This is a genomic window from Streptomyces sp. NPDC047315, from assembly GCF_040643215.1.
GTDB lineage: Bacteria > Actinomycetota > Actinomycetes > Streptomycetales > Streptomycetaceae > Streptomyces.
This window is the reverse complement of record NZ_JBEYTZ010000002.1, coordinates 36,402-50,585: the sequence shown is the minus strand read 5'-3', so window position 1 is coordinate 50,585 and position 14,184 is coordinate 36,402. Positions and strand designations below refer to the sequence as shown.

At 72.9% G+C, this 14,184-nt stretch carries 10 protein-coding genes; 7 read left to right on the top strand and 3 right to left on the bottom strand.

What is annotated here, in order from left to right; genetic code table 11:
* The first annotated feature begins 61 nt into the window (after nucleotides 1-61).
* From ABZ842_RS02055 to ABZ842_RS02040, 4 genes are all read left to right on the top strand, one after another.
* Nucleotides 62-2,038, top strand: a complete 1,977-nt coding sequence (locus tag ABZ842_RS02055) for a serine/threonine-protein kinase (protein WP_361530113.1) — start codon at nucleotides 62-64, stop codon at nucleotides 2,036-2,038.
* A 169-nt stretch (nucleotides 2,039-2,207) separates the two neighbouring features.
* Entirely contained in the window at nucleotides 2,208-3,959 is a 1,752-nt protein-coding gene (locus ABZ842_RS02050) for a serine/threonine-protein kinase (RefSeq protein WP_361530109.1), read from the top strand.
* A gap of 280 nt (nucleotides 3,960-4,239) precedes the next feature.
* Nucleotides 4,240-5,874 carry a succinic semialdehyde dehydrogenase gene (locus tag ABZ842_RS02045; protein ID WP_361530106.1) on the top strand — a complete coding sequence of 545 codons (1,635 nt, stop codon included), beginning with the start codon at nucleotides 4,240-4,242 and terminating at the stop codon, nucleotides 5,872-5,874.
* A gap of 57 nt (nucleotides 5,875-5,931) precedes the next feature.
* Entirely contained in the window at nucleotides 5,932-7,800 is a 1,869-nt protein-coding gene (locus ABZ842_RS02040) for a GMC family oxidoreductase (protein ID WP_361530103.1), read from the top strand.
* A gap of 796 nt (nucleotides 7,801-8,596) precedes the next feature.
* Here the strand turns inward: ABZ842_RS02040 and ABZ842_RS02035 are convergent.
* Nucleotides 8,597-8,872 carry a chorismate mutase gene (locus ABZ842_RS02035; protein WP_361530948.1) on the bottom strand — a complete coding sequence of 92 codons (276 nt, stop codon included), beginning with the start codon at nucleotides 8,870-8,872 and terminating at the stop codon, nucleotides 8,597-8,599.
* Nucleotides 8,873-9,269: 397 nt separating this feature from the next.
* Between ABZ842_RS02035 and guaA the strand changes: the two genes are divergently transcribed.
* The 3 genes from guaA (at nucleotide 9,270) to ABZ842_RS02020 (ending at nucleotide 12,579) form a co-directional block, all read left to right on the top strand.
* Nucleotides 9,270-10,865 carry a glutamine-hydrolyzing GMP synthase gene (gene guaA, locus ABZ842_RS02030; RefSeq protein ID WP_361530100.1) on the top strand — a complete coding sequence of 532 codons (1,596 nt, stop codon included), beginning with the start codon at nucleotides 9,270-9,272 and terminating at the stop codon, nucleotides 10,863-10,865.
* 114 nt (nucleotides 10,866-10,979) lie between these two features.
* Nucleotides 10,980-11,840, top strand: coding sequence for a class II aldolase/adducin family protein (locus ABZ842_RS02025; RefSeq protein ID WP_361530097.1), 861 nt, complete (start codon nucleotides 10,980-10,982; stop codon nucleotides 11,838-11,840).
* Nucleotides 11,841-12,054: 214 nt separating this feature from the next.
* Nucleotides 12,055-12,579, top strand: a complete 525-nt coding sequence (locus tag ABZ842_RS02020; protein ID WP_361530094.1) for a DoxX family protein — start codon at nucleotides 12,055-12,057, stop codon at nucleotides 12,577-12,579.
* Here ABZ842_RS02020 and ABZ842_RS02015 read toward each other — a convergent pair.
* The gene (locus ABZ842_RS02015) at nucleotides 12,486-12,848 is read right to left on the bottom strand and encodes a hypothetical protein (protein WP_361530091.1); all 363 of its coding nucleotides are present in this window, start codon (nucleotides 12,846-12,848) and stop codon (nucleotides 12,486-12,488) included. The two genes, ABZ842_RS02020 and ABZ842_RS02015, sit on opposite strands and share 94 nt — an antisense overlap.
* A complete protein-coding gene (locus tag ABZ842_RS02010) occupies nucleotides 12,835-14,175 on the bottom strand; it encodes a PspC domain-containing protein (protein WP_361530088.1) in 1,341 nt (446 codons plus the stop codon). Before ABZ842_RS02010 ends, ABZ842_RS02015 begins: the two co-directional genes overlap by 14 nt.
* Nucleotides 14,176-14,184: the final 9 nt, after the last annotated feature.

Sequence of the window (14,184 nt, the reverse complement as noted above, 5' to 3'; positions counted from 1 at the left end):
GACTCACGGACCCCTTCCGTAGTCTGGGCACCAAGGAATGGGGCAGGGGGACTTCGCGGACGTGGAGAACGAACAGGGCGTGCAGGTCGGCGCCGGAGTGCTGCTTGCGGGCCGCTATCGGCTCGTGGAGTCCATCGGCCGCGGCGGCATGGGCCGGGTGTGGCGCGCGCACGACGAGGTGTTGCACCGGGTCGTCGCCGTCAAGGAGCTGACCGCCGGCAAGTACGCGTCCGACGCGGACCGGATCGTGCTCCACGCCCGTACGCAGAAGGAGGCGCGGGCCGCCGCCCGGATCACCCACCCCGGCGTCGTCACCGTCCACGACGTGCTCGAACACGACCAGCGCCCCTGGATCGTGATGCAGTACGTGGACGGGCCCTCGCTCGCCGAGGCGGCCAAGGAGGCCGAGGGGCTGTCCGCGCTGGAGACCGCCCGGATCGGTCTGCGGGTGCTGCGCGCGCTCGGCGCGGCGCACGCGGCCGGGGTGCTGCACCGCGACGTCAAGCCGGCGAACGTGCTGCTGGCCCGCGACGGCAACGTCCTGATCACCGACTTCGGCATCGCCGCCATCGAGGGCGACTCGACCATCACCCGCACCGGCGAGATCATCGGCTCCATCGACTACCTGGCGCCGGAGCGCGTCCGCGGCGCCGACCCGGGGCCGGCCTCCGACCTGTGGTCGCTGGGGGCGACGCTGTACGCGGCCTTGGAGGGGCAGTCGCCGTTCCGGCGCACGTCACCGCTGTCGAGCATGCAGGCCGTGGTCAGCGAGGAGCCGGCCAGGCCGGAGCGCGCGGGGCCGTTGGAGCCGGTCATCTTGGCGCTGCTGGCGAAGGAGCCGGAGGCCCGACCGGTCGGGTTCGAGGTGGAGCGGATGCTCAAGGCGGTGGTGGCGGAGTTGGAGGGCACGGTACGGATCGCGCCCGCGCAGACCGCGGCGATACGCACGCGGCCGGAGCCCGCGCCCGTGGCCCCCGCCGCATCCCCCGCATCCTCCGCTCCCCCCGCATCCTCCGCTCCCCCTGCTTCCTCCGCATCCGCTTCCTCCGCTTCCGTCTCCGCGCCCGGTGCCGGCCACGAGGGCACGGCCCCCACTCGCGCCGTCCCGCACTCCGCAGGCGGAGAGGCACCCACCGTCGGTGCGCCGCCCGAGCCGCGGGTGTCGACCGCGCCGCTCCCCGTCGGCGACCCGGCCCAGACCCCGGCCCCGGCCGCCGCACCGCCCGCGGCCCACCCTCCGACGACTCCCGCCGCGGAGCCCCCGGCTCCGGTACCGGCTCCGGCACCGTCCGGACAGCAGCAGAAGAAGAAGCGCCGTGGCGGCGGGCGGCTGCGCCGGGCCGCGGTCGTGGTCCTGCTCTCCGCCGTCGTGGGCGGCGGCGCCGGTTTCGCCGCGATGAAGTACGGCGACTCGGACGACGGCAAGGACCAGGCCCGTACCGGCACGGAGACCTCCACCGAGGGAGCCACCGGCTCGTCCAAGGCGCCCAATTCCGGCTCCAGTTCTGGCTCCGGCTCCGGCTCTGGCTCCGGCTCTGGCGATGACTCCACCAAGCCGTCGGACGCGCCCGACGACCGGGGGTCCGTGCCGGAGGGCTGGCAGCGCCTGAAGGACCCGTTGGGCTTCTCCGTCGTCGTCCCCGAGGGCTGGCGGCGCGTCACGGCCAAGAACGGCCAGGCCGACTACTCGCCCGACGGCGGCCGGCACCTGCTGCGCATCGGCGTCAACCGGGCGCCGGAGTACGACGATTCGTACGACCTCGCCCTCCAGTTGGAGCGGGACCTGCGCAGGCTCCCGGACTACGAGCGGACCTCGCTGAAGCGGAACACCTTCAAGGGGCAACAGAAGGCCGCGCTGTGGGAGTTCAGTTGGACGGAGGGGCAGGCCGGTCCGCGCCACGCCGTGGACCAGCTGTACCAGACCGCCGACGGCACCGAGTACGCGCTGTATCTGTCGGGGCCGGCGGCCACCTGGGCGAAGACGCGCGGCGAGTTCGACACGATGCTCGAAGGCTGGCGGGCGACGGGCGAGGAGTGAGCCCGGCGGGCCCGTCAGCCCGGCGGCGCGCGGACGGCGCGTTCACGGCGGTCGTAGGGCGGTCGTGCGGCGGCGTACGGCCGTTTCCCGGTCCGCCACTGTCACGGCTCTGCATCCGCTGTCCACCGTGGGTAGCATCCGCCTGCACGACGTCACGAGGATGGTGCGCATGACGAACGACGGAGGACGGGCAGCCGAGCCCACCAGCTATCAACTCAGGCCGCCGAACGCGCCGCAGGTGCCCGTGCAGTCGACGGGGACGCCCGCTCCTCCTCAGGCACCGGCCGCGCAGCACGCCCCCGTTCCGCCGCCCGCCACACCCGCCGAGGCCGACCCCGCCCCGGCGCCCGGCCCCTCCAGCACCTCTGAGACCTCACATACCTCCAACACCTCCAACACCTCCAACATCTCCGGCTCCGGGCGGCTGATCGGCGGGCGCTACCGCCTGTTGAGCCGGCTCGGCCAGGGCGGCATGGGCACCGTGTGGCAGGCCCGGGACGAGGTCGTGGACCGGCAGGTCGCCGTCAAGGAACCCCGGCTGCCCGACCACTTGAGCCAGGCCGAACGCGAGACGGCCCATCTGCGGATGCAGCGCGAGGCGCGCGCCGCCGCCCGGATCGACCACCCCAGCGTCGTCACCATCCACGACGTCGTGGTGGAGGACGCGCAGCCCTGGATCGTGATGGAGCTGGTCCAGGGCCAGTCGCTCGCCACCCGCCTGCGGGACGGCACGCTCGACGTCAGCGAGGCCGCCCGGATCGGCGCCGCCGTCCTCGGCGCGCTGACCGCCGCCCACGCGGCGGGGGTGCTGCACCGCGACGTCAAGCCGGACAACATCCTGTTGGGCCGCGCCGACCGGGTCGTCCTGACCGACTTCGGCATCGCGCACGTCGAGGGGGAGCAGCGCCTCACGGAGACGGGCGGCTTCGTCGGCACGGTGGAGTTCATCGCCCCCGAGCGGGCGCTCGGCCAGGCCCCCGGCCCGGAGGCGGACCTGTGGTCCCTGGGCGTGGTGCTGTACGCGGCGGTCGAGGGCGTCTCGCCGTACCTGCGCAGCAACATCCACGCGACGCTCCAGGCGGTCGTCTCCGCCGAACCGCCGCCGCCGTCGCGCGGAGCGGGTGCGTTCGGCACGCTCGTGATGCGCCTGTTGCGCAAGGAGCCCACGATGCGGCCGGACGTGGCGGAGATCCGCCAGACGTTGGAGTCCCTGGCCCGGCCGCAGACGTCGGTGCACGAGCTGACGCAGCTCGCCGGCGCCGCCGGGCGGGGTCCGCAGGGCCGCGGCAGCCGCTGGGTTCCCCCGGTCCTGCACGGCAGCAAGAAGGCCCGGTACGGCATCGGCGGCGGGGCGTTGGTGCTGGCCGCCGTGCTCACGCTGGTCCTCGTGAACCCGTTCGCGAAGGAGGGCCTCCCCGACGGCTGGGAGGTGCGCAACGACCGCGAGGTGGTCTCCGCGAGCATCGCCGTGCCCTCCGACTACCGCCGAGAGCAGGACGACGACGGCAACACCGTCACCTACCGCGACCCGAGCGGCGTCTTCTACGTCTTCGTCGAGAAGACCGACACCACCGCCTTCGACAACGAACTGGCCCCCACCAAGGAGGCGTGGCAGCGGCACTACGAGAAGGGCGGCGTGGACGGCCGGGAGATCGAGAGCGCGGAGGTCACGGTCGAGGACACCCGCCACCAGGGCAAGCCCGCCTTCGACATGACCGTCGAGCACGTGCAGTACGCCGCCACGGCGAAGGAGTCCGAGCAGCGCGACCGCTGGATGGAGCGCGTGGTCGTCACCGGCGAGGAGGGCAAGGAGGTCTACTGGCGGCTGCGCGTCGCCGGACCCGCCGACGGATGGGCCGCCGAGGAGGGCGAGCGGATCTTCGACACCGTGGTGAAGAACCTGAAGATCGAGGACCTCTGAGGCGTCGGAATGGCGCGTGTCCCCGCCGCCGGTTCCCCCCGATTCCCCCCGGTTCCCGCGGGTCACCAGGGTCCCCCACATCATCTCCACGCCATCTCCGCACCGGCCCGTCGCACCGGCGTCGCAAAGGCGTCGCACCGGTCTGCCGCAGCCGTCCAACCGCGATGGCGCCCCTGATCAGGGCTTATCCGGCCAGTGATCGCTGGCGTGGTCCCGGGTTCGGCCAAAAGCTGTTACCCACGGGTACCCAAAGGGTCGGTCGGGGCATACGCTCGGCCACATGACGGACTCGAAGGCCCCGACCACCCTCGACGCCACCCCCGACGTGCTCGGCACCAACCCCAAGGCCACCGCACCGGCCGGTGCGCGCACCGCGGCCGACGTGGTGACGCCCGAGGTGGTGGCCCAGCTCACCCGCGGAGTCGTCGGTTCCGGACGTACGGCCAACCACACGCCGTTCACCGGCGCCAAGCTGGCCGACCTGCCCGAGTCCACCCCCGACGACGTCGCCGAGGCGTTCGACCGGGCCCGCGCCGCCCAACCCGTCTGGGCCGCCACCCCGGTGCGCACCCGCGCCGCCGTCCTGCTGCGCTTCCACGACCTGGTGCTCCAGCGGCAGGCCGAGGTCCTCGACCTCATCCAGCTGGAGACCGGCAAGGCCCGGATGCACGCCCACGAGGAGATCCAGGCCGTCGCCGTCGCCGCCCGGCACTACGGCCGCCGCGCCGCCGCGTATCTGCGCCCCAAGCGGCACGCCGGCGTCGTCCCCGTGCTGACGAAGACCACCGAGCTGCGCCAGCCGCGCGGCGTCGTCGGCCAGATCGCCCCCTGGAACTACCCGCTGGAGCTCTCCGTCGGCGACGCGCTGCCCGCCTTCGTCGCCGGCAACGCCGTCGTGATGAAGCCCGACACGGAGACCGCACTGACCGCCCTGTGGGCGCGTGACCTGCTGATCGAGGCGGGACTGCCGGCGGAGGTCTTCCAGGTGGTCCTCGGCGAGGGCCCGGTCGTGGGGCCCGAGGTCGTCAAGCACGCCGACTACGTCTCGTTCACCGGCTCCACCCGCACCGGCCGCGAGGTCGCCCGGACCGCCGCCGACCGACTCGTCGGCGTCTCCCTCGAACTCGGCGGCAAGAACGCCATGCTCGTGCTGCACGACGCCGACGTGGATAAGGCCGCCGCGGGCGCGGTCCGCGCCTGCTTCTCCTCCGCGGGGCAGCTGTGCATCGCCATCGAGCGGCTGTACGTCCACGAGTCGATCGCCGACGACTTCGTGGAGCGGTTCGCGGCGCGCACCCGGGCGATGCGGCTGGGCACCTCCCTCGCGTACGGGGCCGACATGGGCTCCCTCGTCGGGGAGCGGCAGTTGGAGACCGTCACCCGGCACGTCGAGGAGGCCGTGGCCAAGGGCGCGACCGTCGTCACCGGCGGCGTCGCCCGTCCCGACATCGGCCCCCTCTTCTTCGAGCCGACGATCCTCGAAGGCGTCGAGCCGCCGATGGCCGTGTGCACCGAGGAGACCTTCGGCCCGGTCGTGTCGATCTACCGCTTCACCGACGAGGACGACGTCGTCGAGCGCGCCAACGCGACCTCGTACGGGCTGAACGCGAGCGTCTGGACCCGCGACGGCAAGCGGGGCCACGCGATCGCGGCCCGGCTGCGCACCGGGACGGTCAACATCAACGAGGGGTACGCCCCGGCGTACGGCAGCGTGCAGTCCCCGATGGGCGGAATGAAGGACTCCGGCCTAGGGCGGCGGCACGGCGCGGAGGGCATCCTCAAGTTCACCGAGGCGCAGACGGTGTCCCAGCAGCGGCTGGTGCCGATGGGGCCGGCGTTCGGCATGGACGACGAGAAGTACGCGGAGCTGATGAGCCGTTCGCTGCGGCTGATGAAGACCTTCCGGCTGCGCTGACCGTCTGATCAGTAGGACAGGTCCTAGCTCGATCCGCCCTTCTTACGGAGGAGAGCCGTGCCCGAGGTACCCCCTGCCCGCAGACACCCCGGCGACGACTACGACTACGACGTCATCGTCATCGGGTCCGGGTTCGGCGGCTCCGTCTCCGCCCTGCGGCTCACCGAGAAGGGCTACCGCGTCGGCGTCCTCGAAGCCGGCCGCCGCTTCACCCGCGCCACCCTGCCCAAGAACTCCTGGGACCTGAAGAACTTCCTGTGGGCCCCGGCGCTCGGCCTCTACGGCATCCAACGCATCCACCTGCTCGGCAACGTGATGGTGCTGGCGGGCGCGGGCGTGGGCGGCGGCTCCCTCAACTACGCCAACACCCTCTACGTACCGCCCGCCGCCTTCTTCCAGGACCCGCAGTGGAAGGACATCACCGACTGGCAGGGCGAACTCGCCCCGTACTACGACCAGGCACGGCGGATGCTCGGCGTCCGGATCAACCCGACGACGACCGCCTCCGACGTCCACCTGAAGGCGACCGCCGAGTCCATGGGCATCGGCGACACCTTCCACCCGGCGCCCGTCGGGGTCTTCTTCGGCGACGGGGCCGACGGCTGCGGCGTCACGGCGGCCCCCGGGGACGCCGCCCCCGACCCGTACTTCGGCGGCGCCGGGCCCGCCCGCCGGGCCTGCACCGAGTGCGGCGAGTGCATGACCGGCTGCCGCCACGGCGCCAAGAACACCCTGAACGAGAACTACCTCCACCTCGCGGAGCGGGCCGGCGCCGTCGTCCACCCGATGACGACCGCGGTCACCCTCACCGAGGACTCCCGCGGGGGTTACGCCGTCGGCACCCTGCCCACCGACGACCGGAGGAAGGGCAGGGGCCGGGTGTTCCGCGCCCGGCGGGTGGTGGTCGCCGCCGGTACGTACGGCACCCAGAGCCTGTTGCACCGGATGAAGGACACCGGCCTGCTGCCGCGCATCTCGCCCCGCCTCGGCGAACTGACCCGGACCAACTCCGAAGCGCTGGTGGGGGCGCAGACCGGGGACCGGCGCTACCGCAAGCGCCACGGCGCGCCCCGGGTGGACTTCACGCGCGGGGTGGCCATCACCTCCTCCATCCACCCCGACGCCGACACCCACATCGAGCCGGTGCGCTACGGCAAGGGCTCCAACGCCATGGGACTCCTGACGACCCTCCAGGTCCCCTACCGCGCCACGGCCCGCGGCCGGATCACCGGCTGGCTCGGCGGCATGGTCCGCCACCCGGTGCTCGCGCTGCGCACCCTCTCCCAGCACCGCTGGTCGGAGAAGACCCTGATCCAACTCGTCATGCAGTCGCTGGACAACTCCCTCACCACGCACCGCAAGCCGTCGGGCATAGGCAAGGGCCTGCTGACCGCCCGCCAGGGCCACGGCGCGCCCAACCCGAACCAGATCCCGGCGGCGACGCGGGCGGCGACCGTGCTCGCCGAGGAGATCAACGGCTTCGCCGGGTCGAACGTCGGGGAGCTGATGGGCACCCCGTTGACCGCGCACTTCCTGGGCGGCTGCCCGATCGGCGCGGACCCGCGGACGGGCGTCGTCGACCCGTACCACCGGCTCCACGGCCACCCGGGCATCTCGGTCGTCGACGGCGCGGCCGTCACCGCGAACCTCGGCGTCAACCCGTCCCTGACGATCACGGCGCAGGCGGAGCGGGCGATGGCGCTGTGGCCGAACCGGGGCGAGGCGGACGCGCGGCCCGCGCCGGGGGAGCCGTACCGACGGCTGGCACCGGTGGCGCCGCACTCGCCCGCGGTGCCCGACGACGCGTTCGGTGCGCTACGGCTGACGCACCTCGGGATGCCGGTCGTACGGCCCTCGGAAACCGGGGCCGGCACGGTAAGCGGAGCCGAGGACGCCGGACGCACGCGGCCGGAAACCGACGCTTGACCCCGAGCGGCGCCTGAGCGCAGCGCAAAGCAGAACGGCGCGGAGTGGGTGGCCCGCAAAGTCAGCTCGGAAGGCGGCCTGGATTCGGCCCGGATTGGGCCCGGAAGTCGGCCCGGATAAGGAGGAGGCCGCTGCACCCCCCTCCGAGTGCAGCGGCCCCCACGACCCGCGCGTGGTGCGAGCACACGGACGTGGCTGCTGGTGCGCGGTGGATGACCTCTACGACCCCTGTCCCGCCGAAACGGTTGCAGTTGAACTGACAAGAACTTTATGTGGTCTAGGTCACTAAATCCTCGGCTCGATGCGCCGCGGGCGGCAGAGCGTGGCGCGGCAGCGCATGACAAGGGCCCCGCGGGGTGCGCGCACCGCGGGGCCCTTGGTGGTCAGCACCGACGTCAGGGCGTCGTCGGTGCCGAGGCGCGGCGCCGGGGGGGTTGCGCCGCGGGGGAGCTGGTCTGGGGTGGTGCCGGTCGACCCGGTGCCCGGCCCGGCCTGGACCCTGCCGGACGTGGAGCATCGTGGGGGAGCGGCTGCGCGCCGCGCAACCGGGGGCACCGGATTGCGGCCGGTTCCGGGCGTCCCCGGAACCGGCCGCGGGGGTGACCGGGCTGCTGTCCCCTGCCGTCCGGTCACGCGCGCTGGCGCGAGGTCCCACGACGTACTGCGTACGTCACACGCTCCAGCGAGCCACGCGTGGATTTCCCTTCGGGGCCGCCCCTGGCTGACACGGACACCGGTACCAACGAAGCCCCGTCGTCGACGGTCACGCGCCGTACGGGTGAGAGCGCGCCCGAACTCAGATGCGGCCCCGACACAGCTCCAGCACCGTCATGGCGAGCGCGGTGCCGGGCTTTCCGAGGGCGTCGCGGAAGTGGCCGAGCACCTCCATCTCGCGGGAGAGGTTCACCCGGCGGCCACCGGAGGCGATCCGGGCGTCCTGGATCACCGCGGAGACCGCCATCCGTTCCTGGACGAGGCCGATGATGCGGTCGTCGAGGGCGTCGATGCGCTGCCGGGCGGATCCGATCAGCTCGGCGGCCTCGGGCGTGCGGGCGCCCGTGGTCTCCGTCACTTCGGCGGTGCCGGTGCCGGTGCCGGTGCCAGTGTCGGTGGTGGCGGTGGTGGCGGTGGTGCTCGTGGTGGTCACGGTGTGGCTCCTCGGGGTTCGTTGCGGGGCGGTCGCGAAGGTACGTCGCGGTCTCCCGTGGAGCCCCGGTCCGGTCACTGCGGTCCGGAAACGACGGGCGCCCCGGGCCGAAGCCGGCCCGGGGCGCCTGGGAAGTCGTGTGTCAGCGGATCACACGCACGACCGTGGCAGCCGGACGGGCCGGTTGCCATAGGTAAAGACGGAGGTCGTGTGGTGACGCATGGAGGACAGTATGGCCCCGGTGGCCTGCCGGGGCCAACGCGGGGGGCCGGTAGAATCGGGTACACCGACCCCCGCCCAGACCCCCGCCGGAAGGCCGCCAGTGTCATCAGCGTCCCCCGCTGCCGCGCCCACCGTCGCCGATGTAGTACTCGTCGTCGACTTCGGTGCCCAGTACGCCCAGCTCATCGCCCGCCGCGTCCGTGAGGCACGGGTCTACAGCGAGATCGTCCCGTCCACGATGCCCGTGGCCGAGATGCTGGCCAAGAACCCCAAGGCGATCATCCTCTCCGGCGGGCCGTCGTCCGTCTACGCGGACCAGGCGCCCACCCTCGACCGCGCGCTGTTCGAGGCCGGGGTCCCCGTCTTCGGCATGTGCTACGGCTTCCAGCTGATGGCCACCACCCTCGGCGGCACCGTCGACAACACCGGCGCGCGCGAGTACGGCCGCACCGGGCTGCACGTCTCCAAGACCGCCTCGACGCTCTTCGAGGGCACCCCGGCCGAGCAGGAGGTGTGGATGTCGCACGGCGACGCCTGCTCCGCCGCGCCCGAGGGCTTCACGGTCACCGCCTCCACGGACCTGGTGCCCGTCGCCGCCTTCGAGAACGACGAGAAGCGGCTGTACGGGGTGCAGCACCACCCCGAGGTGATGCACTCCACCTACGGCCAGCAGGTCCTGGAGCACTTCCTGTACCGGGGCGCCGGCATCCGGCCCACCTGGACCACGGGCAACGTCATCGACGAGCAGGTCGCCGCCATCCGCGAGCAGGTCGGCAGCAAGCGCGCCATCTGCGGACTCTCCGGCGGCGTGGACTCCGCCGTCGCCGCCGCCTTGGTGCACAAGGCCATCGGTACCCAGCTGACCTGCGTGTACGTCGACCACGGGCTGATGCGCAAGGGCGAGACCGAGCAGGTCGAGAAGGACTTCGTCGCGGCCACCGGCGTACAGCTGAAGGTCGTCGACGCCGCGGAGCGCTTCCTGTCCGCCCTCGCCGGGGTCTCCGACCCCGAGCAGAAGCGGAAGATCATCGGCCGGGAGTTCATCCGGGTCTTCGAGAACGCGCAGGCCGAGATCGTCGCCGAGGGCGCGGCCGACGGCGAAGAGGTCGCCTTCCTCGTCCAGGGCACGCTCTACCCGGACGTCGTCGAGTCCGGCGGCGGCACCGGCACCGCCAACATCAAGTCCCACCACAACGTGGGCGGGCTCCCGGAAGACCTGGAGTTCCAGCTCGTCGAGCCGCTGCGCAAGCTGTTCAAGGACGAGGTGCGGATGGTCGGCCAGGAGCTGGGCCTGCCGGACGAGATCGTCCAGCGGCAGCCCTTCCCCGGTCCCGGCCTCGGCATCCGCATCGTCGGCGAGGTCACCCGCGACCGGCTCGACCTGCTGCGCGAGGCCGACGCCATCGCCCGCGAGGAGCTGACGGCGGCCGGTCTCGACCGGGACATCTGGCAGTGCCCGGTGGTGCTGCTCGCCGACGTCCGCAGCGTCGGCGTCCAGGGCGACGGCCGCACCTACGGCCACCCGATCGTGCTCCGTCCCGTCTCGTCCGAGGACGCGATGACGGCGGACTGGACGCGGATGCCGTACGACGTGCTCGCCCGCATCTCGACGCGGATCACGAACGAGGTCGCCGACGTCAACCGGGTCGTGCTGGACGTCACCAGCAAGCCGCCGGGCACCATCGAGTGGGAGTGAGCCCCCGGGGCCACTGAGACATACGTGCGCGGCTCCGCCAGGGGCCGCGCACGTCTCTGTCCGGGGCCGCGCACGTCTCTGTTCACCTGCGGGGACGCGCGCTAACTTCCGCGCATGACGCAGACGCCCGCCCGCAATCCGTCCCCGTCCCCGTCCCCGGACCCCGGCCCGGTAGCGGCCCCCTTCCCCGCCCCGCTGCCCGCGCCGCCTCCCGTCCCCGTCGAACGGCTCGCCTTCGCCCTCCCGCCGCGCCACGACTCCCCGCAGGCCGAACGCGCACACCGCAAGGAACGCCTCGCCGGAGCGCTCCGGATCTTCGCCCGGCTGGGGTACGAGGACGGGGTGTCCGGCCACATCACGGCCCGGGACCCGGTGTACCAGGACTGCTTCTGGGTGAATCCGTTCGGCCTGCCCTTCGCCCTGGTCACCCCCGCCGACCTGCTGCTGGTCAACGAACGGGGGCAGGTCGTCGACGGCGGCCACCACGTCAACCAGGCCGCGTTCGCCGTGCACGCCCAGGTCCACCTGGCCCGGCCGGACGCGGTCGCCGTCGCCCACACCCACACCGTCCACGGGCGCGCCCTCGCCGCCCTCGGCGAACTCATCGAGCCCCTCACCCAAGAGGCGTGCGCCTTCTACGAGGACCACGCCCTGGTCGACGCGTACACCGGGGTCGCCGTGGACGTGCCGGAGGGCCGCCGCATCGCCGAGGCGCTGGGCCCCTACAAGGGCCTCGTGCTGCGCAACCACGGACTGCTGACCGTCGGCGCCTCCGTGGACGCCGCGGCCTGGTGGTTCATCACGATGGAGCGCTGCGCCCGGGTGCAGCTCACGGCCCGGGCAGCCGGCAAGCCCACCCTGATCCAGCGCCGGGACGCGCTCGCCACCCGCGATCAACTCGGCACCGACCTCGTCGCCTGGATCAGCTACCAACCGCTGTGGCGCCGCTGGGGTGCGCCCGACGGCGCACCGTGACGGGCCGCGGGCCGGGGCCGCTCGGCCGAACGCCACGGCCACCCGGTGAAAAACCTCGTACGGCCACCGATCCGTATGGCGTCGCCATACGTATTGGTCAACAGGGACCGGTCGACAAAGATCGGTCCACCGGGATACGTACGTCCACGGGGATACGTATCGGTCGACAGCGGGTCTGACGGCTCGGACGCGCCCATCGGAGGCAGGACCAGCGATGACACACACATATCGGACGGCGACGGCCGGATACGGCGGCGGGCCGGGCGGCGTCCGCGGCCTGAAGGACCAGGCGGCGCGGTACGCCCTGCTGCCGCTGCGGATCTTCCTCGGCGTGACCTTCATCTACGCAGGACTCGACAAGCTCACCGACAGCAAGTTCTTCGCCGACAGCGGGGCCGGCTCCGTCGGCGACCTGATGCGCGGCGTGCGCGACACCTCGGCCGTGCCCTGGCTGGTGGACCTCGCCCTCAAGAGCCCCGAGGGCTTCGGCTACGCCATCGCCTTCGGCGAACTCGCCGTCGGCATCGGCACCCTCCTCGGCCTGCTGGCCCGGATCGCCGCCCTCGGCGGTGCGCTGATCTCCCTGAGCCTGTGGCTGACCGTCAGCTGGCAGGTCGAGCCGTACTACTACGGCAACGACCTGATCTATCTGATGGCCTGGCTGCCGCTGGTGCTCGCCGGGGCGTCGGTGCTGTCGGTGGACGCGCTGATCGCGGACCGCCGGCGGCGCATCACGTAGTGCACGGTGCCCACCGTGCCGGCCAGCAGCAGCCCGCCGAAGACCACCGGGAAGACCACGAACCAGGGGGTGTGCCAGGTGCCCGCCGCATCGCCCGCGAACAGCACCGTCGCGGCCAGCACCGACTGACCCGCCAGCGCCTTCCCCAGCCGGAAGGGGTGCAGATACGCACGGCGCGGCCGGCCTTCGTCGACCCGCCCGGCCCCCGCGGGCCGGGCGTCGGCACGACCGGGGGCGGTCGGATCGAACTGCACGTCAGGGCGCGGCACGTGTCACCTCCACTTGTCCGACGCTCACCTGGAGGTGGAGCTCCACGCTGCCGGACTCCTTCGCCCCCTTCGGCGCGGACAGCGTCTGCGTGCGCTGCTGCCCGGGGGACACGTCGATGTCGTTCTTCGGATCGCCGGGGAACACGATGTCGCCCACGCTGGCCTCGGCGCGCAGCTTCACCGGGGCGTCGGCCGGCAGGACCACCTTCAGCTTGCCCAGGCCGACCTGGCCCGTCGTCGACAGGGTCTGACCCGGCGGCACGACCAGGGCCGACAGATCGAGGGTGCCGACGCCCGAGCCCAACTCGTACCGCGGCTGGAGGGCGGTCGAGGAGGCGGGCTTCCAGGACGTCTCCCGCCAGTTCGTGCTGATGTCCTTGGGCAGGGCCGCGGAGGCGGCCAGCAGCAGCGCGGTGACGACGGTCAGCAGGATCGTGCCGAAGCCGGTCCGCCCCAGGAACGAGCTGAGGGCCAGGCCGAGACCGAGGACGCCCAGCGCGGCCACGAAACCGATCTGCAGGCTCGTCCCCAGCGGATGGTGGTCCCAGCTGAGCTTGATGCCGAGGACGCAGGCCACCACCGCGAGATTGGCGACCGGACCGCCGATCGACTGGGGGCCGCGGGAGATCCGCGGGCTCCACTTGCGCGTCCCCCCGCCCCACAGCGGTCTGCGTGACCGGGCCTCGGCCTCCTCCGGCGGGCCCCAGAGGTACGCCGTCGGCGCACCCGCCGGCGCCGCCCCGCCGCTCCTGGCGACCGGGTCCCGCCACCAGGACGGGCTCTCCGGCACGGGCGGCGCCTTCGTCTCCGGCGGGGCGTCCGACACCGCGTGCACCGTGGCCGCGTCGAGCGGGGCGCCGTCGGGCGCTGCCGTACGGCGCCGGGACCACACGCAGATCCCTATGGCGGCCAGCGCGAGCTGGGCGGCGAAGAGCAGCGTCCCCCGGCTGTTCAGCATCGTCAGGAACAGTCCGCAGCCGATGAGGGCGAGGAACACGGCGGTGAGCGCCGCACCCTCGACCCGGCCGCCCAGCAGCCGACGGCCCTCGCTCTCCTCCTCGCCCTGCATCGGCATCAGCAGCCAGGCGAACCCGTAGAAGATCAGGCCGAAGCCGCCCGTCACCGCGAGCACGCCGATCACCACGCGGAACACCACCGGGTCCACGTCGCAGTACCGCCCGAGACCGCCGCAGACGCCGCCGATGACCTTGTGGCCCGGGTCGCGGCGCAGCTGGCGGAGGCCGCCGGGCTGCTGCTCGGCTGCGGGCACCGCGGCAGCCGGGTCGTCCTGCGGCCCGGGAGGGGCGGCGCTGGTCTGCTGGTTCATACGTCCATG

What these genes read in the sequence shown, in the direction of transcription:
- ABZ842_RS02050 (WP_361530109.1), top strand. Translation starts at nt 2,208, where the DNA reads ATGACGAACGACGGAGGACGGGCAGCCGAGCCCACCAGCTATCAACTC.
- ABZ842_RS02045 (WP_361530106.1), top strand. Translation starts at nt 4,240, where the DNA reads ATGACGGACTCGAAGGCCCCGACCACCCTCGACGCCACCCCCGACGTG.
- ABZ842_RS02025 (WP_361530097.1), top strand. Translation starts at nt 10,980, where the DNA reads ATGACGCAGACGCCCGCCCGCAATCCGTCCCCGTCCCCGTCCCCGGAC.
- ABZ842_RS02020 (WP_361530094.1), top strand. Translation starts at nt 12,055, where the DNA reads ATGACACACACATATCGGACGGCGACGGCCGGATACGGCGGCGGGCCG.
- ABZ842_RS02010 (WP_361530088.1), bottom strand. Translation starts at nt 14,175, where the DNA reads ATGAACCAGCAGACCAGCGCCGCCCCTCCCGGGCCGCAGGACGACCCG.